General features: G+C 66.1%; 22 protein-coding genes. 8 read left to right on the top strand and 14 right to left on the bottom strand.

What is annotated here, in order from left to right:
* Nucleotides 1–49: 49 nt before the first annotated feature.
* From FJ867_RS03665 to FJ867_RS03655, 3 genes are read left to right on the top strand one after another with little or no spacing between them, the layout of a single operon-like run.
* On the top strand, nucleotides 50–370 hold the full coding sequence (locus FJ867_RS03665) for a helix-turn-helix domain-containing protein (protein ID WP_140514195.1): 321 nt from the start codon (nucleotides 50–52) through the stop codon (nucleotides 368–370).
* On the top strand, nucleotides 367–831 hold the full coding sequence (locus tag FJ867_RS03660) for an SRPBCC family protein (RefSeq protein ID WP_140816576.1): 465 nt from the start codon (nucleotides 367–369) through the stop codon (nucleotides 829–831). The genes FJ867_RS03665 and FJ867_RS03660 overlap by 4 nt, the downstream gene beginning before the upstream one ends.
* Nucleotides 832–860: 29 nt before the next feature.
* Nucleotides 861–1277 carry a GFA family protein gene (locus tag FJ867_RS03655; RefSeq protein ID WP_140816574.1) on the top strand — a complete coding sequence of 139 codons (417 nt, stop codon included), beginning with the start codon at nucleotides 861–863 and terminating at the stop codon, nucleotides 1275–1277.
* 26 nt (nucleotides 1278–1303) lie between these two features.
* On the opposite strand, the gene FJ867_RS03650 is transcribed toward FJ867_RS03655, so the two are convergent.
* The 7 genes from FJ867_RS03650 to FJ867_RS03620 form a co-directional block, all read right to left on the bottom strand.
* Nucleotides 1304–2356, bottom strand: a complete 1053-nt coding sequence (locus tag FJ867_RS03650; protein ID WP_140816572.1) for a D-alanine:D-lactate ligase-like protein — start codon at nucleotides 2354–2356, stop codon at nucleotides 1304–1306.
* Between the two features lie 183 nt (nucleotides 2357–2539).
* Entirely contained in the window at nucleotides 2540–3421 is an 882-nt protein-coding gene (locus FJ867_RS03645) for an SMP-30/gluconolactonase/LRE family protein (protein WP_140491648.1), read from the bottom strand.
* Nucleotides 3418–4062, bottom strand: a complete 645-nt coding sequence (locus FJ867_RS03640) for a 2-dehydro-3-deoxy-6-phosphogalactonate aldolase (RefSeq protein ID WP_140816570.1) — start codon at nucleotides 4060–4062, stop codon at nucleotides 3418–3420. Before FJ867_RS03640 ends, FJ867_RS03645 begins: the two co-directional genes overlap by 4 nt.
* Nucleotides 4062–5033 (bottom strand): 2-dehydro-3-deoxygalactonokinase, encoded by a 972-nt coding sequence (locus FJ867_RS03635; RefSeq protein ID WP_140514187.1) that lies wholly within the window; start codon nucleotides 5031–5033, stop codon nucleotides 4062–4064. Before FJ867_RS03635 ends, FJ867_RS03640 begins: the two co-directional genes overlap by 1 nt.
* The gene (locus tag FJ867_RS03630) at nucleotides 5030–5797 is read right to left on the bottom strand and encodes an SDR family oxidoreductase (protein ID WP_140491653.1); all 768 of its coding nucleotides are present in this window, start codon (nucleotides 5795–5797) and stop codon (nucleotides 5030–5032) included. The genes FJ867_RS03635 and FJ867_RS03630 overlap by 4 nt, the downstream gene beginning before the upstream one ends.
* 157 nt (nucleotides 5798–5954) lie before the next feature.
* Nucleotides 5955–7304: an EAL domain-containing protein gene (locus FJ867_RS03625; protein WP_140491655.1), complete on the bottom strand. Its 1350-nt coding sequence runs from the start codon at nucleotides 7302–7304 to the stop codon at nucleotides 5955–5957.
* A 153-nt stretch (nucleotides 7305–7457) separates the two neighbouring features.
* Nucleotides 7458–9254, bottom strand: a complete 1797-nt coding sequence (locus tag FJ867_RS03620) for a GtrA family protein (protein WP_140816568.1) — start codon at nucleotides 9252–9254, stop codon at nucleotides 7458–7460.
* A 164-nt stretch (nucleotides 9255–9418) separates the two neighbouring features.
* Between FJ867_RS03620 and FJ867_RS03615 the strand changes: the two genes are divergently transcribed.
* The 4 genes from FJ867_RS03615 (at nucleotide 9419) to FJ867_RS03600 (ending at nucleotide 13541) form a co-directional block, all read left to right on the top strand.
* Nucleotides 9419–10429, top strand: a complete 1011-nt coding sequence (locus FJ867_RS03615; protein WP_140625268.1) for a glycosyltransferase — start codon at nucleotides 9419–9421, stop codon at nucleotides 10427–10429.
* A gap of 4 nt (nucleotides 10430–10433) precedes the next feature.
* Complete coding sequence (locus tag FJ867_RS03610) at nucleotides 10434–10808, top strand: GtrA family protein (protein ID WP_140514183.1); 375 nt, start codon at nucleotides 10434–10436, stop codon at nucleotides 10806–10808.
* A gap of 73 nt (nucleotides 10809–10881) precedes the next feature.
* Nucleotides 10882–11823, top strand: a complete 942-nt coding sequence (gene gshB / locus FJ867_RS03605; RefSeq protein WP_140514181.1) for a glutathione synthase — start codon at nucleotides 10882–10884, stop codon at nucleotides 11821–11823.
* Between the two features lie 185 nt (nucleotides 11824–12008).
* Nucleotides 12009–13541: a YifB family Mg chelatase-like AAA ATPase gene (locus FJ867_RS03600; protein WP_140514180.1), complete on the top strand. Its 1533-nt coding sequence runs from the start codon at nucleotides 12009–12011 to the stop codon at nucleotides 13539–13541.
* 55 nt (nucleotides 13542–13596) lie between these two features.
* On the opposite strand, the gene FJ867_RS03595 is transcribed toward FJ867_RS03600, so the two are convergent.
* The 7 genes from FJ867_RS03595 to FJ867_RS03565 all read right to left on the bottom strand — a co-directional run bounded on the left by FJ867_RS03595 (nucleotide 13597) and on the right by FJ867_RS03565 (nucleotide 22491).
* Nucleotides 13597–15768 carry a malate synthase G gene (locus FJ867_RS03595; RefSeq protein ID WP_140816567.1) on the bottom strand — a complete coding sequence of 724 codons (2172 nt, stop codon included), beginning with the start codon at nucleotides 15766–15768 and terminating at the stop codon, nucleotides 13597–13599.
* Nucleotides 15769–16092: 324 nt separating this feature from the next.
* Nucleotides 16093–18132, bottom strand: coding sequence for a hydantoinase/oxoprolinase family protein (locus FJ867_RS03590; RefSeq protein WP_140655171.1), 2040 nt, complete (start codon nucleotides 18130–18132; stop codon nucleotides 16093–16095).
* A gap of 147 nt (nucleotides 18133–18279) precedes the next feature.
* Complete coding sequence (locus FJ867_RS03585) at nucleotides 18280–18906, bottom strand: CDGSH iron-sulfur domain-containing protein (RefSeq protein WP_140491673.1); 627 nt, start codon at nucleotides 18904–18906, stop codon at nucleotides 18280–18282.
* A 107-nt stretch (nucleotides 18907–19013) separates the two neighbouring features.
* A complete protein-coding gene (locus tag FJ867_RS03580; RefSeq protein ID WP_140491675.1) occupies nucleotides 19014–19385 on the bottom strand; it encodes a hypothetical protein in 372 nt (123 codons plus the stop codon).
* Between the two features lie 115 nt (nucleotides 19386–19500).
* A complete protein-coding gene (locus FJ867_RS03575; protein WP_140554686.1) occupies nucleotides 19501–19857 on the bottom strand; it encodes a hypothetical protein in 357 nt (118 codons plus the stop codon).
* 48 nt (nucleotides 19858–19905) lie between these two features.
* Entirely contained in the window at nucleotides 19906–21390 is a 1485-nt protein-coding gene (locus FJ867_RS03570; RefSeq protein WP_140816565.1) for an aspartate aminotransferase family protein, read from the bottom strand.
* A gap of 12 nt (nucleotides 21391–21402) precedes the next feature.
* A complete protein-coding gene (locus FJ867_RS03565) occupies nucleotides 21403–22491 on the bottom strand; it encodes a pyridoxal-phosphate dependent enzyme (protein WP_140816563.1) in 1089 nt (362 codons plus the stop codon).
* Between the two features lie 231 nt (nucleotides 22492–22722).
* Between FJ867_RS03565 and FJ867_RS03560 the strand changes: the two genes are divergently transcribed.
* On the top strand, nucleotides 22723–24792 hold the full coding sequence (locus FJ867_RS03560) for a transcriptional regulator (RefSeq protein WP_140816665.1): 2070 nt from the start codon (nucleotides 22723–22725) through the stop codon (nucleotides 24790–24792).
* Nucleotides 24793–24847 lie beyond the last annotated feature (55 nt).

Below are 24847 nucleotides of genomic sequence, written 5' to 3'. Positions count from 1 at the left end.
CATGCAGGTATTTACCTGCATATTATGGCTTCACATCAGAGTGAACCCGATGGACGCGGACAAGGTTTTCAAGGCGCTGGGCGACCCGACACGCAGAAAGCTGCTTGATCTTCTGTGCGAGAAGAACGGGCAGACGCTGGGCCAGCTTTGCGAACATCTCGATATGGCCAGGCAATCCGCCACCCAGCACATCGACCTGCTGGAGGCGGCCAATCTGGTGAGCACGGTCAAACGCGGCCGCGAGAAGCTGCATTTTATCAATCCCGTGCCGCTGCACGAGGTCTACGAGCGCTGGGTGCGCAAATTCGAACGCCAGCGGCTCAGCCTGCTGCACGACCTGAAACAGGAACTCGAAGGAGAAGACAAATGACCGCAGAGACGACCAGCTTTGTCTACGTGACCTACATCCGCTCGACGCCGCAAAAAGTGTTCGAGGCCATAACCAGGCCCGACATCGCACGGCGTTACTGGGGCCATGAGAACGTCTCGGACTGGAAGGCGGGATCGAAATGGGAACATATCCGCGCCAATGACGAGCGCACCGTCGAACTGGTCGGCAAGGTCGTCGAGATCTCGCCGCCGACCCGTCTCGTGATGACCTGGGCAAACGCTTCGCAGGCCGACGATCCGTCGAAATACAGCCGGGTGACGTTCGCCATCGAGGAATACGACACGATGGTGCGGCTGACCGTCAGCCATGACGAACTCGAAGCCGGCAGCGGCATGGCGAAGGGCGTCAGCCAGGGATGGCCGGCGGTGCTGTCCAGCATGAAATCCTTCCTGGAAACCGGCAGCGGCATCGATATTTTCGCCAAGCCGAAATCGGCCTGACCAGCAAATCCGACTGCGGGAAAACGACAATGACCAAACGCTATAGCGGCGGATGCGCATGCGGTGCGATCCGCTATGAAACGAGCAGCGAGCCCATCTTCGAAAACCACTGCCAATGCCACGAATGCCAGAAGCGAAGCGGCACGGGCCACAGCTCCTACCTGACTTTCCCCCGGCGAGCCGATGTGATCATCACGGGCGAAGCGAGCACCTGGCGGGTGGCGGGCGACAGCGGCAACGAGAAGATCCATGCCTTCTGCCCGACCTGTGGAACACCGGTCTACCTGACGCAGGTCGCAATGCCGGAATTAATAGCGGTCCACGCGACCAGCCTTGACGATCCCGGCCAATTCAATCCGCAGGTGGTCACATATGCCATCCGCGGCCGTGCCTGGGACAGGATAGATCCTTCCTTGCAGACATTCGAGCGAATGCCTTTGGGATAGCGTACGGCAGGCAATCTTGCCGCGCTTTAACGGGTCATTCGGTTCGCGGCGGTTTCGGCCATGGCGTCGGCGAGCTCCAGGTTCCATTGCGACCGGCAATAGGCGCGGAAATCGAAGCAGGGCAGGCCGGGGCAGACTTCGAATTCTATGAGGTGAACGGTGTCGTCGGGCTCGATCCGGAGATCGATGGAGAACACGTCGCGCAGGCCGAGCCCGCTCATCAGCCGTTCGGCGATCGCGCGGACTTTTGCATCGGCGACCGGCTGGCTTTCGGCGACCGGAAGCAGAAGCGGCTCGGCGTATTTGCCCGCCGCCTTCGCCGCCTCGCCGGTCTCGCCGTAAAGCGCCAGGCTGTCTTCCATGGTCTGGAAATCGCCGCCGGACTCGACGAAGGCGACGCCGAGCGCTTCGACGCCGGTGTCCGGCCTCAGGCCGAGGAAACTGGCGCGCGCATTGCGGCCGCCGACATAGGGCTGGACGACGGCGTCGTCGCGATAGGCGGCGAAAACACGCCGGCTAAGCTCCAGCGCGTGGCCGAGATCGCCGCAGCGCGAATCCTGCCAGATGCCGATCTTGGCGCCGAGCCGGTTCGGCTTGACGAACCAGCCGGCGGCGGAAACCGGCGGCTCGACCAGCCATTGTCCGTTGCGCGCCAGGCCGGCCTGCGGCACAGGCAGGCCGAGCGCGCCGAGCACGGCGCCGGAGCGAAACTTGTCCTGGCAGAGCGCGAACAGCGAGTCCTCGGCGCCGATCGTCTTCAGGCCGTTCAGCCTGGCAAGCGCGGGCGCCGTGCCGCCCCGGAAATAGGCGATGCCGTCGGTCAGCGTCCAGACCAGCGTGGCCGCCGGATCGGCCTTGGCGAGCATATCGGCGGCATCGTCCAGCTCCACCGCTGCGAAGCCGAGATCGCGCCGTTTGAAGGCAGAAGCGAGCGCGTCGAACTCATGCGCGAGATCGGTCGATTGCGCCAGGTAAGAAGCGATTTCGGCGGCACGCTCCGGCGCGTGGCCTTCGGCGAGGAGCCGCTCGAGGCAGGCCTTTTCCGGCTCATGGACGAGGATCAGCCTGGGGCTGGACATGACATGATTCCCAATGGTGCAATTCCACACCATCGCATGGCGAAGACGCCAGGCTTTCGCGAAACCGACGCGGGCCGGACGCCTGCGTGACAGCCGGCCGAATGATCCCGTCAGACGCGGTGCATCGGGGTACCGAGACTCGCGTCAGGCCGAGCCGAAAAGGCCGGCATCACCTGAGGTGCCCTAGGCGATCAGCACGCGGGGCTCGAACCGGCCATTGACCTCGATGTCGAGGAGGAAGGTCATGCCGGCCTGAGGGTCGAGCTGACGCTGCTTGTCGTCCTTGCCGTGCCAGGCCGATGTAACCGCCAGCCGGCTGGCGTTCTTGCCGACAAAGGCCGGGCAGGAAGGCTGCGTCACCGGCATGGCGATCGTGCGCACCAGCTTGCCGTCCGGGGCGTAGCCCTTAACCACCTTGCCGCCCCAGACGGCATTCCACAGGATGCCGTCGCGGTCGAGCACGGAGCCGTCGACGAAGCCCTTGGCCGACCGGTGATCAACGAACACTTTCGGCTCGCCCGCCGGCAGGCCGGTCGCCGGATCGCAAGCGACGCGCATCAACAGGCCGGTCGAGGTGTCGGTGTAATAAGCGAGCGCGCCGTCCGCGGAAAAACAGATCGAGTTCGACACGGTGATGTCGGAGAACAGCTTGCGCAATTCGCCCTTGAAGAACCAGTAGATCGCGCCGGCGCCCTTCTCCTCGCCCTTGCCCATCGTGCCGGTCCAAAGGGCGCCGCAGGGATGGACGCGGGAATCGTTGGAACGGGTGACCGGATTGTCGGCCTCGACAGGTGTGTGCAGCGTCATCCTGCCGGTGGCGACGTCGCGGACAAAAAGCCCGGTTTCGGTGGCGATCAGCTGGCGCTTGTCGTCGATGATGGCGATAGCGCTGGCCATCCGGCCAAGCTCGTGCACCTGGGCCGCGCCGCCGGACAGGCGCTTTTCCAGGAGATGGCCCTTGACTATGTCGAACCAGTAGAGCGTGTCTGTGGCGGGGTCGTAGCTCGGCCCCTCGCCGAGCTGGCAGACATGGTCGGAAAAAACCGAAACGATCGCTTCGCTCATCCTGCGTCTCCGCCGAACACCGCGTCCCAGGCCGTCACCGCCGCCTGGGCCCGCGCGGCCACGTCTTCGACGCTCATGCCCGGCTTGAACAGGCTGGAACCAAGCCCGAAAACCGTGACGCCGGCCGCCTTGTAGCCGGCAAAGTCCTTCTCTGAGACGCCGCCGACCGCGCCGACCAATGTCGAAGCCGGCAGCACCGCGCGGATGGCGGAAATGCCCGACGCGCCGAGCACGCTTGCCGGGAAGAATTTCAGCGCCGAGGCGCCGAGCCGGATCGCCAGGAAGGCCTCCGTGGGCGTGAACACGCCGGGCATGGTGACCATGCCGTATTGCAGCGCGCGTTCCATCACCTCGGCATCGATGTTGGGACTGACCAGCAGCCGGCCGCCGGCTTCGTGCAAGCCATCGACATCGGCCGGCGTCAGCACCGTGCCGGCGCCGACCAGCGCGGCCGGCGGCAGCGCCTTGACGATGGCGGCGATGGACGCGAACGGATCGGGTGAATTGAGCGGCACCTCGATCGCCTCGATGCCGGCATCGAAGACCGCCTGGCCGATCGCCACCGCCTCGGCAGGCTTGAGGCCGCGCAGGATGGCGACCAGCCCGCGCTTGAGCTTCGGGAACGCAGCGGTCTGGTTCATCAGGCAACTCCGGTTCTGGCGATCATGCCGTTTTCGCGCGCCGCCTCGACCAGGCCGGCACGCACCGCCTCATCCGCGTCGACGGTCCGCACGCCAAGCCCGGCAAGGCCGAGCGCCTGCCGATAAAGCGCCGCAAGCGCGCCGGAGGCAATCAGCACCACCGATGTGGCGCCCGCGGCCTGGCGGCGCCTCGCCGAGGCGATCTCGCCGCCGATCAGCAGGCCCGACAGGCAGGCCGCGGCATCGTCGGCCTTCATGTCCTGGAGCAGACCGGCGGCGCGGATCGAGAACAGTTTTGCGGTGACGTCGCCACCTTCGGTCAACGCCGCACCACACCAGCGGCGGAAGAAAGGGTTCTGCGGGTCGACCGGCTTGGGATGCTCGCCGAGCGAATGGCGCAGGATCGAATGCGCGGCCAGCACCGAGAACAGCTCGCCGGTCGGCCATGTGCCGAAGCCGGCAACGGCGCCGTCCTCAACCAGAACCCATTTCGAATGGGTGCCCGGCATGCAGACGATTTCACGCCCCTTTGCCGGCAAACCGGCGCCGGCAAGCTGTGTCTCCTCGCCGCGCATGACGTCTGGCGCATCGGCCAGGCGTTGGGCAAGGCCGGGCACGATACGAATGTCGCGGCTCTCCCCCGGGATGCGGGCCGCGCCGGCCAGGATGGCGCCGATCGGCGCCGGCAGCGTGACATAGGGCGCTTCGAGCCAGCCCTGGCGCGAGCCTGCCATGCCGCAGATGATGACGGGCAGCGTTTCCGGCGCGCCCATGGCGGCGAGATGACCCTCGAGAACCCGGGAAAAGCCCTTCTCGCGCGCGGTGATCAGTCCGTCGTCGCCGCGACGCTCGGCAAGCACCTTGCCGCCGCCGTCGATCAGCCAGGCACGAAGCCGGGTCGTGCCCCAATCGAGCGCCGCGACCGCCGGCACATTGCCGACAAATCGGGGGCCGGCAAACCCGGGGCTCACAGGAAACCTCCGTCGACGATCAGCATTTGCGCGGTCAGCATGCGCGAGGCGTCCGAGGCCAGGAACAGCACGGTGCCGACCAAATCGTCCGGCCGCATGACGTCCTTGATGCACTGCTTGGCGACATGAGAGGCAAGCGCCTGCTCCGTCACCCAGCGTTCCTGCTGCCGTTCCGTGATGACCCAGCCGGGCGCGACGGCGTTGACGCGGATACGGTCGGGCCCGAGCTTGCCGGCCAAACCCTTGGTGAGGCCGAGTATGCCCGCCTTGGCGGCGGTGTAGGCCGGCATGTCGGGGTGGTTGATCAGGTAGGAGGTCGAGGTGAAATTGATGATCGAGCCGCCGCCGGCCCGCTTCATGCCCGGCGCCACCGCCTGCGCGGTGAAGAAATGCGGTCTGAGGTTGATCGCCTGGTTGTTGTCCCAAAACTCCACCGTCACGTCTTCGACGGCGTGGCGTTCGTCCCAGGCGGCATTGTTGACCAGCACGGTGACGTCGCCATGCGCTTCGGCCGCCTTCGCGGCAGACGCCCGGAGCGCTTCGATGTCGCGCAGATCGGACTTGAGGTAGAGCGGCCGGCGGCCGAGCTCTTTCTCGATGCGGTCGGCAAGCGCGGTGCTGGGCTTGTCGGCGATGTCGATGAAGGCGACCTTGGCGCCCTGGCGCATGAAACCCTCGGTCAATGCCGCGCCAATGCCGGAGCCGCCGCCGGTGATCAGCACCGAAGCGCCTTCGAGGTCGGCAAAACGTGCCGATGGCATCATGGTTTTCGTCTCCCGGGTTGACCGGCGCGCATCCTAGCCAGACCGATCCGGCGGGCAAGGGCGAAAAGACGGATTTTGAGGCTTATGTCTGACAAAAAGCCTGGAGACCACGCACAGGCACGGCCGGTCCTCGATCGAGGACCGGTCAATCGCCCGGTCAGATTGCCTTGGCGCGCAAGGCGCCGCGGAAGGAATCGCGGAGATAGCCGAGCGTGGCGTCGGCATCGGCCGGCTTGCCGAACAGATAGCCCTGCCCACCGGCGCAGCCGAACTGGACGAGGCGGTCGGCCTGCGCCTCTTCCTCGATGCCTTCGGCGACGACATCCATGCCGAGCCCTTCGCACATTGCGAGAATGGCGCGGATGATGTGCTCCGACGGGCGGTCATCGAGAATGGAGGAGACGAAGGCGCGGTCGATCTTCAACTTGTCGAAATGGAATTCGCGCAGCCGCCCGAGCGAGGACTGGCCGGTGCCGAAATCGTCGAGCGAGACGCGGATGCCGACGCGGCGCAGGTCCTCGACGATCTGCGCGGCCGAGGCCGGATCGTTCATCAGGCCGGTCTCGGTAATCTCGATCTCCAGCCGGCGCGGATCGAAGCCCGTACGGTCGAGGATCGCCAATATGTGCAGGCCGGTGTTCTGGTCGACGAGTTGCGAGGGCGACAGGTTGAAGGACAGGAACAGGTCCTTCGGCCAACTCCTCGCCGCCTCGGTCGCCTTGCGCAGCACTAGCTGCGACAGCGGCCCGATGATGCCGCGCTCCTCGGCGATCGGAATGAAGACGGTCGGCGGCACCGAGCCGAGATCGCGGTCGGTCCAGCGCGCCAGCGTCTCGAAGCCGATGGTGCGGCGCGTGGTGAGGTCGACGATCGGCTGGAAATGCGGCTCCACCTCGCCGGCCGAGACGGCGCGGCGCAGCGCCTGCTCGATGCGGGTGACGCGCTTGGCCGCCTCTTCCATTTCGCGGGTATAGACGACGACCCGGCCGCGGCCGGATCGCTTGGCATGGTAAAGCGCCGTTTCGGCCTTGTTGATGAGGATCTCGGTGGTCTCGTCGCCGGAATAGAACAGCGAACAGCCGACGGAGGCCGACAGCCTCGCCGTGCGTTCGCCGACATCATACGGGGCCGACAGGATTTCGATCAGCATGCGCGACTTTTCGGCGGCCGCCTCCTCGCTGAACACCAGCGGATAGAGGAAGGCGAATTCGTCGGCGCCGATGCGGCAGACGGTGGAATGGCCGTCCATCGAGGCGCGCAGGCGCATCGCCACCTGGATCAGGATGTCGTCGCCGGCCTTGTGGCCGAACAGATCGTTGATCGGCTTGAATCCATCAAGGTCGAGAATGCCGACGGTGAAGGGCGCGGGATCGTCGGCACGGTCGCTGATTAGGCGATCGACCTTGTCGAAGAAGCGGCGATGGTTGCCAAGCCCGGTCAACGGATCGGTGAATGCCAGATCCGTGCTCTCCCTGTTTGCCTGACCGGTGCCAAACGAAGTTTGCATCGGTGTCCCTGTTTCTCGAAGTCGGAATTTATTTCCGAGACTGGCAGCAAACCCTTTAGGAAACGTATCGGGAAAATCGATTTTTCGCCGCTGGAGCGCGTTGCCCTCCGCAAAGCCGCCCGGGCTCAAGGGCGCCGTCGCTCAGGCGGATTCTCAACCGGCGGTGCGAACGCGATAGAGCTCCAGCGGCGCGCCCTGGGTCTCCGCCACCGGTTCCAGCCAATCCGGCACGCTGCCATGCATCAGCCCGGCCAGAAAGCCGTCAGGCGCCTTGGTTGCGAGAAGCCTGGTTTCGGGATTGCCGCGGCAGAGCGCGACAATCCCGACGCGATGGTTTGCCACGACGGCTTTCGCGTCAGTGGCCGAGCCCAGCAAGGCATCGAATACGAGCAGGTTTCCGGCGACGTTGCGGTGGTAGGGCCCAGCGAGCGCGCGATGACCGGTAAAGGCCAGGATCGGCGAGCCGAGATTGGAGATGGCCAGCACCGTGGTGTCAGGCATGCGGGCGAGCGCGGCGAACGAGGCCTTGCTGTTGCAAGGTGCATCGATGCCGGCATTGGTGACGGCCGCACCGGTCTGGAAGGCGCTCGATGCCGCCTCGGCAGCGCTGGACCAAACCGCATTGACCGAGATCAGCCAGGCTGCGGCCATACGGAGCACGGAGCCACCGGACGGACTGTTTTCGGCGCGCTGCCGCCATTTGGCGATCCAGGCGCAAAGCGGGATCACCGCGAAGGCGATGGAGAAGGTCGAGCCTCGGACCTCCCAGGCGCTGACCAGGAAAGCCACCACCAGCAGCGCGCCGACGAGACTGTCCTGCCGCCGCCAGCCGCCCTTGCCGAGACGCAGCGCCATCAGGACGATCGCCACCAGCGGCGTCGCGAAGCGCGCCACCGCTCTGGCCGGATCGGCCGCGACGAGCTGGAATATCGACTGCGCTTCGTCGATATGACCGAGCCACATCTGCTGGAGGCGCGGGTCGAGGCCGGCATAGGGGGCAGCCAGGCATTGCGGGAACAGAAACATCACGACAAGGATAAGCACGAACGCCAGCAGGCCGAGCGAGACCAGGCGACGGCCGTACGTCGCATTGGCGGCGCCCCATGAGGCGATGACCGCAAGGCCGGCGCCGGCAAGCGCGGCAACCACGAAGTGCACGGTCGAGAAGGTGTCGCACTGCGTCTGCCCCCATGCCGACGCCGGTATGGTAGTGATGAAAACAAGGGCCGAGACGGCGGTGACGCCCAAGCCAAAATCCCTGGCGATCAGCCTTTCGCCGCCACCGCTGACGAGGAACAGCAGGGCGACGATGGCGCCCAGGGTTCCAGCATAGGGGGCGCTTTCCATGCCGATCGCCAATGCCAGGGTGGCGCACGCGCCGGCAAACAGGGCGGCGGTCCGGTGGCGAGGGGCTTCAAGCAGCAAAGCCAGGCCGGCCAGGGTCAGCATCAGCTGGACATTGTGGTGATCGAGCGCGCCGGGCGAGAAGATTCCGAGATAATACAAGGCCGCTCCGCCGACCACCGCGGCGGGCAGGACCGCGTGCTCGCCGGCGAAAGCGCGCGCGGCGCGCATGATGGAGAACAGCGCGAGCCAGAATTGCAGGAGGGGCCAAAGCACCAGCACGACCTGCTCGCCCAAAGCGGCACTGCCCGTCAGGGCCGACAGGGCAAGCATGCCGAGCGCCAGCGGGGCGTCGAGCAGCCGCGACCAGTGCATGACGAAGCCACCCTCCAGCCCCATCCTGTACTGGTGCAGGTCGAACCAGCCCTGGCCGGCCAGGAGGTCGCGAACCTCCACCAGTTGCAGCAGGCTGTCATTGTCGCCGGCCGGGTTGGCCAGTTGCGGGAATCCGGCATAAAGATCAAGCGCCAGCAGCAGCAAGGCGGCAAGCAACGCAAACGCTATGTCGGACTTCCAGGTGGAAGCGCCGTTGCTGGCTGTGCTCATCCCCATCGCCTCTGGCAGGAATGCCGGGCCTTTCCGGCCAATCGACACTCGTACGGTCCGGCCTTAAACCTAGCCTTAACGGCTTCAATAAATAGTAAAACCGCCTGAATGCGCCTGACTTTCGGCGCGAACCGCGCGTGGCGGCGAGGCACCCGGAGAGGAAAATGCCGCAAGAGCTTCGCTACGAACCCTCTATCGCCGTGCTGCTGCCTTGCTACAATGAGGAATTGACGATCGCCGAGGTGGTGCGGCGCTTCCGCGAGACGCTGCCTTTGGCGACGGTCTATGTCTACGACAACAATTCGCGCGACCTGACCGCGCTCAGGGCCCGCGCGGCCGGCGCCATCGTGGTGCGCGAACCGCGCCAGGGCAAGGGCAATGTGGTGCGGCGCATGTTCGCCGACATCGACGCCGACATTTACCTGATGGCCGACGGCGACGGCACCTATGCGCCGGAAGACGCGCCGCAATTGATCAACACGCTTCTGACCGAGCGCTCCGACATGGTGGTGGGCACCCGGCGCGGCGTCACCAACGATGCCGGCAGGACCGGCCATGCCTTCGGCAACCGCGTCTTCAACAGCCTCTATAAAGGGCTGTTCGGCAGCGATTTCACCGACATATTCTCGGGCTACCGGGTCTTCACCCGGCGCTTCGTCAAAAGCTTCCCGGCCGTCTCCGGCGGCTTCGAGATCGAGACCGAAATGTCTGTTCATGCCTCGCAGCTCAAATTGCCCGTCAGCGAGATCGCGCTCGATTACGGCAAGCGGCCGGACGGCTCGTCGTCGAAGCTTTCGACCTTTCGCGACGGCGCCAGGATCCTTTGGATGTTCGCCATGCTGATGAAGGAAACGCAGCCGCTGCGCTTCTTCGGCGCCTTCGCCCTGGTCTTCCTGGCGTCGAGCCTGTTCCTGATGGCGCCGGTGCTGGTCGAATTCGCCGAGACCGGGCTGGTGCCGCGCATGCCGACATGGGTGCTGTCGGTAGGCCTGCTCTTGCTTTCTATGCTGGCCGGTGTGACCGGGGTGATCCTCGATTCGGTGTCGCGCGGCCGCGCCGAACAGAAGCGCATCTTCTACCTGTCGATGCCTTCGGGCCGCATAGAGCGGCGCGAGCGCGCCAGCGAGCCGACTGCCGCGAAGGCCGGCCCAGGCAAGACGCCTCGCGCCGCATGAAGCGGTGAGCCGTCTTATCCGCTTCCTCTTTGCCGGCGGCATCGGCTTCGTCGCCGACGCGGCCGCCCTCTGGCTGCTGCTTGCCGTCACGCCGCTCGGCCCTTTCAGCGCCCGCATGCTGTCCATCGGCTTTGCACTCTGCGTCACCTGGCAGATAAACCGGCATCTGACCTTCTCGCCGTCGAGCCGCGGCTTGGTGCGGGAAGGTGCCCGCTATGGCAGCATCGGCATAGCCACCAGCATCGCCAACTATCTGGTCTACTGCGCCATCCTTGTCGTCCTGCCGACAACCCCGCCATTGGCCGCCCTTGCTTTCGCTTCGCTGGCCGCCATGGCGCTGTCCTTTCTCGGCTATTCCAGGCTGGTCTTCGACCGCTAGAGGCGTGGCCCGATTGGCAGAAGGCGCCGGGACCCTTATATCGCTCTCTCATCGACCGTGCTGGGGACCTGCCATGAAGCTGAAAATCGCCGTCCAGATGGACCACATCTCCACCGTGTCGATCGCCGGAGACACTTCGTTCGCGCTGTCGCTGGAGGCGCAGCGGCGCGGCCATCAGCTCTACCACTACACGCCCGACCGGCTGTCGCTGCGCGACGGCAAGGTGTTCGCCCGCATCGAGGAGATGCAGGTACGCGACGAGAAGGGCAGCCACTATTCGCTGGGGGAGAAGGTGCGAACCGACCTGTCGGAGATGGACGTGATCCTGCTGAGACAGGATCCGCCCTTCGACATGAACTACATCACCACCACGCACATACTGGAGCGCATCCACCCCAGGACGCTGGTGGTCAACGACCCGGCCTGGGTGCGCAACAGCCCGGAAAAGATCTTCGTCACCGAGTTTTCCGACCTGATGCCGGAAACGCTGATCACCAAGGATCCCCAGGAGGTCGCCGCCTTCCGCAAGGAATTCGGCGACATCATCGTCAAGCCGCTCTACGGCAATGGCGGCGCGGGCATCTTCCACCTGCTGGAGGCCGACCGCAACCTCGCCTCGCTGCTCGAAATGTTCGGCCAGTTGTTCCGTGAGCCCTACATCGTGCAGCGCTACCTGAAGGACGTGCGCAAGGGCGACAAGCGCATCATCCTGATCGACGGCGAACCGGTCGGGGCCATCAACCGGGTGCCGGCCGAGCACGATTCCCGCTCCAACATGCATGTCGGCGGCCGCGCCGAGAAGACCGAGCTGACCGAGCGCGAGCGCGAGATCTGCGCCCGCATCGGGCCGGCACTGAGGGAACGCGGCTTCATCCTCGTCGGCATCGACGTCATCGGCGACTACATGACCGAGATCAACGTGACCTCGCCGACCGGCGTGCGCGAAGTCAAACGCTTCGGCGGCGCCGACATCGCCAGCCTGTTCTGGGACGCGGTGGAGGCCAAGCGGAAATAGCCGTTTTCATTTTGTATTAACCATGTTCCGTTTTTGCAACCGGAGACAATCGCGCCGCAACTCAAGCGATTGCGTGTTCCTGTAATGTTCTTGATTTAGCCGAGGAACTGTGATTGTCTCCGGCCCAGGCCCTTCGCGGCCTGATTGCAAAAGGCTTGGGGCAAGCCCAGATCCGGGGGCAAGACATGGTGGCGCGGGTTCGCACGGTTGCTTTCCAGGGCATCGAGGCCGTGCCGGTCGACGTGCAGGTGATGATCGCGCCCGGCAAGGTCAACATGCACATCGTTGGCCTGGCCGACAAAGCGGTGGCCGAAAGCCGCGAACGGGTGCAGGCGGCACTGCATGCTTCCGGCCTGTCGATGCCGTCCAAGAAGGTCACTGTCAACCTAGCGCCCGCCGACCTGCCCAAGGAGGGCAGCCACTACGATTTGCCGATCGCGCTCGGCCTGATGGCGGCGCTTGGCGCCATTCCGGGCGACATGCTGGCCGGCTATGTCGTGCTTGGCGAACTATCGCTCGACGGCACTATCGCCGCCGTCGCCGGCGCCTTGCCGGCCGCGATTGGGGCCAATTCTGAAGGCAAGGGCCTGATCTGCCCCTTCGCCTGCGGCCCGGAAGCCGCCTGGGCCGGCAAGGACTTTGACATACTCGCGCCGCGCAGCCTGATTGCCATCGCCAATCATTTCCGCGGCACGCAGGTGCTGTCCCGGCCGGAGGCCGGCATCCATGCCGCGGCGCGCGACCTGCCCGATCTTGCCGATATCAAGGGCCAGGAAACCGCCAAGCGGGCACTGGAGGTGGCGGCGGCCGGCGGGCACAACCTGCTCATGGTCGGCCCGCCCGGATCGGGAAAGTCCATGCTGGCGCAGCGGCTGCCGTCGATCCTGCCGCCGCTGGCGCCGAAGGAATTGCTCGAAGTATCGATGATCGCCTCCGTCGCCGGCGAGCTCGGCGAGGGCAAGCTGACCGACCGGCGGCCGTTCCGCGCGCCACACCATTCGGCCTCGATGGCGGCGATGGTCGGCGGCGGCATCCGGGCGCGGCCGGGCGAGGTGTCGCTCGCGCACCACGGCGTGCTGTTCCTCGACGAATTTCCCGAATTCACGCCGCAGACGCTCGACGCGTTGCGCCAGCCGCTCGAGACCGGCGACTGCATGATCGCGCGCGCCAACCACCGCGTCACCTATCCGGCGCGCATCCAGCTTGTGGCGGCGATGAACCCGTGCCGCTGCGGCATGGCCGGCGAGCCCGGCTATCGCTGCCTGCGCGGCGAACGCTGCCGCACCGATTACCAGGCGCGCATCTCGGGACCGCTGCTCGACCGCATCGATCTCAGGATCGAGGTGCCGGCGGTCTCGGCCAGCGACCTGATCCGGCCCGACCGGGCGGAGAAGAGCGCCGACGTGGCGCTGCGCGTGGCGCGTGCCCGCACCCTCCAGCGCGAGCGCTTCGAACGGCTCGGCGTCACCAGCGCCACCACAAACGCGCATTGCGCGCCGGCGGTCATCGAAGAGATCGCCATGCCCGACGCATCGGGCCTGTCGCTGCTCAAGGACGCCAGCGAAAAGCTCGGCTTCTCGGCGCGGGCCTATCACCGCGTGCTGAAGGTCGCGAGAACACTTGCCGATCTCGACGCCAGCGAGACCGTCGGCCGCATTCATCTCGCCGAAGCGATCTCCTACCGGATGAGTTCGGAGCGGGTGGCGCAGGCGGCGTAGCGCGCTCTCGCTCGAGAGGAGGGGAACGGAACGCCGGCGGCTCCAAATCTCCGGTTCAGGCCGCTCCCTTCGCCTTCAGTTCCAATCTCCGCGCGTGCAGCACCGGCTCGGTGTAGCCGTTGGGCTGGATGCGGCCCTTGAAGACGAGGTCGCAGGCGGCCTGGAAGGCGACGGAGCCGTCGAAATCGGCTGCCATCGGCCGGTAGAGCGGGTCGCCTTGGTTCTGCTGGTCGACGATATCAGCCATGCGCTTCATCGTTTCCATCACCTGGTCGGCCGTGCAGACGCCATGATGCAGCCAGTTGGCGATGTGTTGGGAGGAGATGCGCAGCGTGGCGCGGTCCTCCATCAGGCCGACATCGTTGATATCTGGCACTTTCGAGCAGCCGACGCCCTGGTCGATCCAGCGCACGACATAGCCCAGAATGCCTTGCGCATTGTTGTCGAGCTCCGCCTGGATATCGGCCGGCGACCAGTTGGGCCGCACCGCGACCGGCACCGACAGGATGTCGTCGAGCTTGGCCTTCGGCCGGCTCTTCAGCGCCGCCTGGACGGCGTGGACATCGACCTTGTGATAATGGGTGGCGTGCAGCGTCGCCGCGGTCGGCGAAGGCACCCAGGCGGTGTTGGCGCCGGCCTTGGGGTGGGCGATCTTCTCGGTGAGCATCGCCGCCATCAAATCGGGCATCGCCCACATGCCCTTACCGATCTGGGCATGGCCGGCAAGCCCGCATTCCAGCCCGGTGTCGACATTCCAGGCCTCATAGGCGGAAATCCAGGCGGCCTGCTTCATGTCGCCCTTGCGGATCATCGGGCCGGCTTCCATCGAGGTGTGGATCTCGTCGCCGGTGCGGTCGAGGAAGCCGGTGTTGATGAACACGACGCGCTCCCTGGCGGCGCGGATCGCCTCCTTGAGATTGACGGTGGTGCGCCGCTCCTCGTCCATGATGCCCATCTTGATGGTATTTTCGGCCATGCCGAGCAAGGCCTCGACGCGATCGAATATCTCGACGGCGAAGGCGACTTCCTCGGGTCCATGCATCTTGGGCTTCACGACATACATCGAGCCCGCGCGGGAATTGGCGCGGCGGCCGTTCGGCCCGATATCGTGCAGCGCGATCAGCGCGGTCAGCGCGGTGTCCATGATGCCTTCCGGCACCTCGTTGCCGTCTCGGTCCGTTATCGCCGGATTGGTCATGAGGTGGCCGACATTCCTGACCAGCATCAGCGAGCGGCCGGGCAGCGTCACCGTGCCACCATTGGGCGAGGTATAGGACCGATCGGGGTTGAGCTTGCGGACAAAGGTCCGGCCGCCCTTGGTGATCTCTTCGGCCAGGTCGCCCTTCATCAGGCCGAGCCAGTTGCGGTACACGACGACCTTGTCCTGCGCATCCACCGCCGCGACCGAATCCTCGCAGTCCTGGATGGTGGTCAGCGCCGATTCCAGGATGATGTCGGCGATGCCGGCCGGATCGGTGCGGCCGATCTGGTTGTCGCGGTCGATCAATATCTCGATATGCAGGCCGTTGCTGACCAGCAGCACGGCTTGCGGGTTGGCGGCATCGCCGCGATAGGCGACGAACTGCCTGACATCGGCAAGGGTGGTCGAGCCGGCGCCGGCGCTGAGCCGCAGCGCGCCATTGGCCAGCGAAAGGCCGTTGACGCCGGCCCATTTGCCCGATGTGAGCGGCACCGACTGGTCGAGAAAGTCCTTGGCCCAGGCGACGACTTTCGCACCACGCGCGGGGTTGAAGCCGTTGCCCTTCCCGGCGCCGTCTGTCTCGGGAATCGCGTCGGTGCCGTAAAGCGCATCATAGAGCGAGCCCCAGCGCGCATTGGCGGCGTTGAGCGCATAGCGCGCATTCATCACCGGCACCACAAGCTGCGGCCCGGCGACGACGGCGATCTCGGGATCGACCTTTTCGGTCGTCACCGAGAAGGTCGGGCCCTCGGGGACGAGATAGCCGATCTCCTTCAGGAAGGCCTTGTAGGCTTCCATGTCGACCGGCGCGCCATTGGCGCGATACCAGTCATCGAGCTTTTCCTGGATAGCGTCGCGCTTTGCCAGCAGTGCCCGGTTCTTCGGAGCGAGGTCGTGGACGATGGCCGAAAAGCCGTTCCAGAATTTGTCCGGATCGATGCCGGTGCCCGGAGCGGCCTCGTTGACAACGAAGTCATGAAGTTCGCGGGCGATCCGCAATCCGGCGATTTCGACGCGATCGGTCATCAGGCTGCTCCAGATGAAAGGCTTTCGCGGGCCTTTGGCATGTTGGGAGTGCAGGGTCAATTCAGCTTAGGGTGAAGGCAAGGCAGGTAGGCGCGGTTTTTAGGCTTGGTGCCGGCGGCGACGCTGCCAATCTCCCCCCAAGTGGGGGAGATGCCCGGCAGGGCAGAGGGGGCGCGAAGGAATGCCGACCTCGGCAAGTTTCGGTATTTCGTGCAGTCGGTCGACGTCGAGTATGAGCGGGCGCTGCTCCGAGACGCTGGCGGGACAGCGCCCCCTCTGGCCTGCCGGCCATCTCCCCCACAAGGGGGGAGATTACACCCTCCATCACACCGCGATCCGTGGCCTGCCCGAAGCCACCGCCACCACATGCGCCTCGATGAACATACGCTGGGCTTCGACGGTGGAGACGCGGAATTCGGTCGCGACATCGATCTCGGCGCTGTCGGTGCCGGCGTCCCTGGCGCGCTCCGCGACGATGGCGCGCACATCGGCCTCGGCCGCCGCGATCGCCGCCGCCTCGTCGAGGAAATCGCGCACGGTCTCGCCCGAGGCAAGACGGAACAGACCTTCCTTGGGCTGGCTGACGCGCGCCTCCGCCGATACCCGGACCTGGCCGACAACGGCGCCGAGCGCGTTGGCGACATCGGTGTCATCAGGCACCACGCAGTCATTGCCGACCAATGGCGGCAGTCCGGCATAGTGCAGCGGCGCGGAGGCACCGAGGCCGACCACCGGCCGGTCGAGCGCGACGCTCAGGCGCGCAATGCCGGGATGCGCGTCGACGGCGCGCTGCACCAGCGCATGCGCCACGGTGGACGCACCGTCGAGCCCGTCCTCGGCGAAGGCGGTTTGGAGGATATATTCGGCCGACCAGCGCGTCAGCGCCGCCAGCACGCGCTCCGAAATCGCCTCGGGAGAGGCCGCGATCGCCTGGCCGCGGCCGTCGCGCTTGCGCGCAAACAGCTCTGCGCCGAGGCGGGCGGCCGCGGCATCCCAGTTCGCCTGCTTGCCAAGCACATGCGCCGCATCCGACGGCGTGAACCCTGAAATGTGCACCAGCCCGCGCGACACCAGGCGGTTCAGGGTGGCGTTCTGGGCATTCGAGGTCAAAAGCCTGTCGAGAGGCAAAGGCATTGCGCCGATCGCTTCATAGAGCCTTGCTTCCGGAGCGGTCAGCCCGGCGGCAAGACGGTCGGGCACGCCGGTGCGCACCGCGAAACGGCCGTCCATGCGGCCGGTGTTCGGCGCGCGCAGCTGGCGCTCGAGTTCCGCCAGAACCGCCTCGCGATGCACCATGCCGGCCAGCGCCAGCGGCACCAGCCGGCGCGGTCCAAGCAGGAGCCTGGGGTTGAGAGCGCCGTCTTCCAACGCCACTTCGGAATCGCCGCCGAGGCCGAAGGTGCGCATGGCGACCGCTTCGACCATGGTGCGAAAGCCGCCGACGGTGGCGCCTTCCGGATCGAGCCGCGGCCGGCCCTTGTCGAGCACGGCAACGTCGGTGGTGGTGCCGCCGATGTCGGAAACCACCGCGTTTTCCAATCCGGTCATGTGGTGCGCCCCGACCAGGCTGGCGGCCGGGCCGGACAGAATGGTCTCGATCGGCCGCTGGCGGGCGAACGCCGCCGACACCAGCGCACCGTCGCCGCGCACCACCATCAGGGGCGCCGCGATGCCGCGCGCCTCGAGAAAGCCCTCGGTCGCCGCCACCAGCCGGTCGATCATCGAGATCAGCCGGGCGTTGAGCAGCGTCGTCAGCGCCCGGCGCGGACCGCCTAGCTTGGCCGACAATTCATGGCTCGCGGTGACCGGCAGGCCGGTTTTCTCCCGGATCAGCTCGCGGGCGGCGATCTCGTGCGCCGGGTTGCGGGTGGCGAAATAGGCGCAGACGGCAAAGCCCGAGACCGAGCCGCCGAGTCCGGGCAGCGCCGCCTCGAGGCCGGACAGATCGAGCTTGGCGGTATTGCCGTGCACATCGTGGCCTCCGGGGCAGAACACGACCGGATCGGTGCCCAATGCCGCCTTCAGCCCATCGCGGGCAAGGTCCGCCTCGGAAAAGCCGATCATCACCAGCGCGACGCGGCCACCCTGGCCCTCGACCAGCGCGTTGGTGGCAAGCGTCGTCGACATGGAGACAAGCTTGATGGCCGCCGGATCGGTGACCGCTTTTTCCAGAACCGCGTCGACGGCGCCGGAAATGCCAACGGCGAGATCGTGCCTGGTGGTCAGAGCCTTGGCCTTGGCCAGCACCTTTCCCTTGTTCGGCCCGCTCTGCGGGCCTTCGGTTTCGGACCACAGCACGGCATCGGTGTAGGTGCCGCCGGTGTCGATGCCGAGGAAAAGAGGTTTTGGCTTGGTCTTGGTCATGTCTGATGATGGCCCGAGCAGATAGGAAAATGCTTCTCGCCCTTAACCTATAGCGGCCGGACGATAAAGCTGAGAGCGCTGGGCCACGGGAGGGGTTCGATCTCCCCCACGAGGGGGGAGATTGGCAGCTTCAATGGCAGGGTCAACCTACCCCACGAACCCAACCTTTTTATGCGACCCATCGCAATACGGCTTGTTCGCCGAATGGCCGCAGCGGCATAGGAAGGCGCGTTGCGTGCGGTCGACCGTGTGGCCGGTGCCGGTGACGATTTCGACATTGCCTTCGAGCTTGAGCGGCCCGTCTTTCGTCGGCGTAACCTTGAGTGGCCCGTCGCGCGCGTCCAGCGCCGGCGTGTCCTTCAGCGCCGGCTCGCCGGTGGCGGCAAACCCTGATTTGTTGTGGCTGCCGTCGCAGAACGGCTTGTTCTGCGACGCGCCGCAGCGGCAGAGCGTGGCGCGGTGTAACGTCTCGCCGTCGAGCATAATCTCGGCGTGGACGGCCAGCGGGCCGTTTTCCCTGATGCGCACGGTGTTGACCACCGGCGGCCTTTCCTGCGGCCCGCCATCCTTCCTGACATAGGTAATGGCGCCTGACGGGCAGCTTTCGGCAATGGCGACGATCTTCTCGACGCTGGCCGCGTCGGGATGGATCCACTCTCCCGGCGCGTTCGGCACGAAGACATGCGGATCGCCCAGCACGCAATTGCGCGAATGGATGCAGCGCCGGCCGGCAAAGCCGACGTCTATCTTCTCGCCCTCGACCGGACCTGCCATCGCCTTGCTCCTGTTGCCTGACGCACGCCGCCTGGATGCGGCGTGCTTTGGGTGCTGTTCTTGCAGGCTATGCCCCAGGCAGGAAAAGCGTCAAGCTGGCAAGCCGGTCAGGGAACCAGTTCGATCTCCTCGGTCTCGCCGCCGCTGCAGGTATAGCAGCAATCGTCGCATTTTTCCTTGTCGCCGGGGCCGACGCCCCAATAGGTGCCTTCGTCGCCGTCGACCCAGGCGCCGTAGCAGATCGATTCGCCCTCGTCGCAAGAGACCGGCAGTTGCCTGGTCTCGCCGTCATCGAGGTAGAAATCCTTGCCGTTGCCCGGCCACACATAGTCGCGGTCCTGGCTGTAGAGCTCGAGGCGCATGGCATTGGGATGGCTGTTCTTGATGGCGAAGGTGACGTCGCCGGCATGGGCCGACGGCACCAGCAGCATGGCAAGAGACAGCGCGGCCAGCGAGCGGCGCGCATAGGCGTAGAACATGATATCCCCCAAAAATAAACGGCCCACCCGGCCGCCTTGCGGGCATTGCACGGGGCGGGCGATCGCTAAAGGGGGCGACCGCGACAATCCCGGACTAATTTTGGGGAGATTGGCGCTACTCCACCAGGTCGACGGTCTCGGTCGAATGGTCCACGCAGATGAAACAGCAATCGTCGCAGGGCCGGTCGTTGTCCGGGCCGACGCCGGCCGAGATGGCGTCATTGCCGTTGACCCACGCGCCGTAGCAGATGCGTTCGCCCTCATTGCACGAAATCGGCACCGATTTGCGTGAGCCGGGATCGATCAGGAACACCTTGTCGTCGCCCGGCCAGACCGTTTCGCGGTCGCGGCTGAACAGTTCGACCGCAACGGCCTGCCCGCGCTGGTTCTTGACGAAGAAAGCCATGTCGGCAGCCCCAGCCGAGGTGGTGAAAACCAATGCCGCGAGTGTGGCCGCGCGAAAGAGCGTCACGATTGGACCTTTCGAATCATGCCGGCAGACTCGCATGGCCGCCGCGAACTAGGAAGCCGCCTCCGCCGCGATCTGGCGTCCCAGCCGCAGCGTTTCCCGCACCAGCAGGTGAAGATCGTCGCGCCGGGTCCGGTGGTTGGTGATCGCCACGCGCAGGCAATGCTGGCCTTGCACCGTCGTGTCCGACAGTGCCGCAATGCCTTGTTCCTGCAAACGCAGCATGATCTCCGTGTTGAACCGCTTAAGCTCCTCGCCGGACGCCCCGGCAAGCCGATGCCGGAAGCAGACGATGTTGATCGTGGTCGGCGCCATCAGCACCAGCGACGGCTCGTCCTCGATCAGTCCGGCGAGATAGGCCGCTTGCGCGATGTTCTGGTCGATCAGGCGGCCGAATTTGTCGATGCCATGCTCCTTCAGCGCCATCCATACTTTGAGCGCGCGAAAGCCGCGCGACGTCTGCAAACCATAGTCGTGCAGCCATTCGCCGGAGGCGAGACCACGCGGCGTCGATTCCAGATATTCGGGCGTCACGGCGAAGGTACGGCGATGCGCGAGGGCGTCCCTGACCAGGGCGCAGCCGGCCTCGAACGGCGCGTGCAGCCATTTGTGCGGATCGAGCGCGATCGAATCGGCCCATTCGATGCCGGCGACGCGATGGGCGTTCTGCGGAGCGATGGCGACCAGGGCGCCGATGCAGCCATCGACATGCAACCAGAGGTCTTCCTCATGCGCCAGCTTGGCAAGCGCCCGCAGGTCGTCGATCGCTCCGGTGTTGACGGTGCCCGCATTGCCGATGACGCAGGCCGGTTTGAAGCCCGCCTGACGATCCTCGGCAATTGCCGCCCGCAAGGCGGCGATGTCGATGCGCAGCCCGGAATCGGTCGGTATTCGCCGCAAGGCCCGGTTGCCAAGGCCGAGCGCCTCCATGGCCTTGCGGTGACAGGAATGGAGCTGATCCGAGCCATAATAGCGCAGGGGCTTCTCGATGGCGGCGACGCCGTGCTCGCGCACGTCGATGCCGGCCTTAACGTTGCGCGCCACCGTCAGCCCGATCATGTTGGCCATCGAACCGCCGCTGACCAGCGTGCCGCTGGCCGAGATGGGAAACCCCAGCATTTGCTTGCACCAGTTGACGACCTGGCAGTCCATCAGCCCGGCGGCATGGTTACCGCCGCCGAGGTTGGAACCCTGGATCGCCGCCAGGAAATCGCCGAGCGCGCCGGTGAAGTTGCTCGAGCCCATGTACCAGGCCCAGAAGCGAGGATGGATGTTGCCCATCGGGTATGACATCACGGTGCGGGAGACCTCGCCATAGACGGCGGCCAGCCGCGCCGGCGTTCGCGGCAGGGGCGCGGCGAAGACCTCCCTCACGTCAGCCGGCACCTCCCGCCAGACCGGACGGTCGCGCACGTCGCGCAGATAGTCGACGGCATCGTCGATGACCCGGTGCGACAGGGCCTGCACATCGGCCCAGTCCAGGGGGTCAAGCGTCTCCTCGGCCACAGTGCCAGGGGTTTCCTGCGCGACGTCCATGACAGCCTCCCGTCAAGCCGCCGGGAACTGGCAGCCGGGCGTCGAGCGCGACAGCGCCATCTCGTCGGCGTCCATCTCGGCATCGATGTCGTCGAACAGCGGCGTCGTCATGTAGCGTTCGCCGGTGTCGGGCAGCATGCACAGGATCACCGATCCGGCCGGCGCCTTCTCGGCGACCTGCCGCGCCACGGCGAAGGTGGCGCCGCCGGAAATGCCGGTGAAGATGCCTTCCTTCTGCGCCAGCGCCTTGGCCCATTTGATGCCCTCGGGCCCGGCGATCGGCATCACCTCGTCATAGAGGCCGGCATCGACCGCTTCCTGCAGCACGTTGGGGATGAAATCAGGCGTCCAGCCCTGGATCGGATGCGGCTCGAAGGCCGGGTGGCTGGCGGCGGGCGCCCCGTCGGCACCGCGCTGCTGCACCTTGCCACTGCCGATGAGCTGGGCGTTGGCCGGCTCGGACAGGATGATGCGCACATCCGGCCGCTCACGGCGCAGCACGCGCGCCACGCCGACGACTGTGCCGCCTGTGCCGTAGCCGGTGACGAAGCAATCGAGCCGCGAGCCGGCGAAATCATTGATGATCTCGCGCGCCGTCGTCGCCTCGTGGATGGCGGCGTTGGCCCTGGTTTCGAACTGTCGCGCCAGGAACCAGCCATTGGCCTCGGCCAGCTCCACGGCCTTCTTGTACATGCCGAACCCCTTTTCGGCGCGCGGCGTCAGCACCACCTTGGCACCCAGCATGCGCATCAGCTTGCGGCGCTCGACGGAAAAGCTGTCGGCCATGGTGACGACCAGCGGATAGGCTTTCTGCGCGCAGACCATGGCGAGCCCGATGCCGGTGTTGCCGCTGGTGGCCTCGACGATGGTCTGGCCCGGCTTCAACGCGCCGCTGCGCTCGCCCTCCTCGATGATGTTGAGCGCCAGCCGGTCCTTCACCGAGGCAGCCGGGTTGAAGAACTCGGCCTTGACGTAGATCGTCGCGTGGGCCGGGCCGAGATTGTTGATGCGGATGACCGGCGTGTCGCCGACCGTGTCCAAAATGCTGTCGAACAGGCGGCCGCGGCCGGCCGTGGTTCTGATTCTTGCTTGCTGCAACATATCTGGTCTCCTCGTCTGTGTTGGTACCTTGCGGTCACGGGCCGGTTACAAACCGGCGGCTTGGGCGGCGAGGTTTCGAGACCTTGCCGCGCTAGGGTCGCTCGACGTGCCGGCAATGCGGCTGCCCGCATCCCGGCGCGCAACTCGCAACCGGGTGCGTTCATGCCGTGTTCGGTGATAAACGAGGGCCGACCGGCCAACGTGGGAGGAAGCGTGGGAGCAAGCGTGGAAATGCACGTGGAATCCGCTCGACCGAGCCTGGATCGCGGCAAGCCCGCTCTTGCCGTGCGCCTGCTCGGGCCGTTCGCGGTCGTGCGCGATGGCGTGCGGGCCGAATTGCCGGCATCGCGCAAGCTGCGCGCGCTGCTTGCCTATCTGGCGCTGGCGCCGCATCCGGTCGGACGCGCTCGGCTGTGCGAGCTCTTGTGGGATGTTCCGAACGACCCCAGGGGCGAGTTGCGTTGGTGCCTCAGCAAGCTTCGCGCCGTCCTCGACGAGCCGGGGCACCGTCGGGTCGAGACACAGGACGACACGGTCGCATTGCGCCTCGACGGCTGTTTCGTCGACGCGCTGGAGGTTAGCGCCGCCGCCGCGCAAGGGATCGCCTCGCTCGACGCGGAGCGCCTGCGATCGCTGTCGGAGCTGTTCGCCGGCGACTTTCTCGACGGTCTGGAGCTCGACCGCAGTCCGTTTTTCGAGAGTTGGCTGATCGCGCAGCGCCGCCGCTTCCAGTCGTCTCACGCCGCCGTGCTGGAGCACCTGGTCGCGGCGGTTCCGCCCGGTTCGGAGGCGGCAGCAGCCGGTCTTGACCGGTGGGTGGAGCTGGCGCCGTTCGACGGCCGCGCGCATCTGGCGCTGCTCACGCATCTGGCCGGGCGCGGCGCCATCGGCGCGGCCGAGCAGCACCTGACGGCGACGGCGCAATTGTTCCAATCGGAAGGGTTGGACTTCGGACCGGTGCGCGCGGCCTGGCAGGCGCTGCGCGACAAGCCAGCGGAAGATCGGCCAGCGGAAGATCGGCCGTCGATAGATCGGCCGGCGGTAGATCGGCTTTCGGCGCAGCCCGCCGGCATCGCGGCATCGCCGCCGTCGCCCGCTCCGGCGGGCGTGGAGCCCAGCCACGCCTCGCTGGCGGTGATGCCGTTCGTCGAGACTGCCGGCCCTTGCGGCACGCGCGGCGGGATCGCCGACGGCCTGACCCATGACATCATCACGCGTCTGGCCAAGCTCAGGGATTTCTTCGTCATCGCGCGCGGCTCGGTCTTCGCGCTCGCCGAGAAAAACATCGCGCCGCAGGAAGCGGGGCGGCAGCTGAATGTGGACTATGTCGCCACCGGCACGGTGGGCACCGTGGCCGGCCGCGTCATCATCGCCGTCGAGCTCATCGAGGTTCGCACGGCCAGGATCGTCTGGGCCGAGAGCTTCGAGCGCCGGGCCGACGACCTCTTCGGCGTGCTCGACGATATCGGCAACGCGATCGTCTCGTCTATCTCGGCCGAGATCGAGACGGTCGAGCGCAACCGCGCCATGCTGAAGGCACCCAACTCGCTCAACGCCTGGGAGGCCTATCACCGCGGCCTCTGGCACATGTATCGCTTCACCCAGCCGGAAAACGAGTTGGCGCAGCATTTCTTCAGCGTGGCGACGGCGCTCGACCCGACCTTCGCCCGCGCCCATGCCGGCCTGTCCTTCACCCATTGGCAAAGCGCTTTCCAGCGCTGGGGCGACCGCGACCACGAAAGCGCGCTGGCCTACGAGACAGCGGGGCACAGTCTCCTGGTTGACGAACAGAACCCTGCCGCGCACTGGGCGATGGGCCGGGCGCTGTGGCTGCGCGGCGAACAGGACGGATCGCTCTTCGAATTGGAACGGGCAGTGGAGCTCAGCCCCAATTTCGCGCTCGGCCACTATGCGCTGTCCTTCGTCCACTCGCAGTCAGGCGATCCGCAGTCGGCGATCGGCTCCTCCGACCATTCGCGCCATCTCAGCCCTTTCGACCCGCTGCTGTTCGGCATGCTGGGCGCGCGCGCCATGTCGCATGTGCGGCTCGGCCAGTTCGAGGAAGCGGCAGAATGGGCGCTGAAGGCGGCGGCGCGGCCCAATGCCCACGCCATCATCCTGGCGATAGCAGCACACTGCCTGGCGCTGGCCGGGCGGCTCGACGAGGCACGCAATTTCGCCGCCGCCCTCCGCAAGGCGCTGCCGGACTACCGCGCCGACGATTTCATCGGCACGTTCCGTTTCGAGGCGGACGCGGAGGCATTGTTCAGGCAAGGCGCAAAGCGGATCGGATTGAACTGAACCCGCGCAATTCCCGCCGATTAACGATTTCGGAAGGGGTTGTTTAACCGTTCGT

Origin of the sequence: Mesorhizobium sp. B2-5-3 (assembly GCF_006441005.1) — a bacterium.
In the GTDB taxonomy this organism is placed as follows: domain Bacteria; phylum Pseudomonadota; class Alphaproteobacteria; order Rhizobiales; family Rhizobiaceae; genus Mesorhizobium.
The sequence above is the reverse complement of the archived record's forward strand: the minus strand, read 5'-3'. Positions and strand labels throughout refer to the sequence as shown.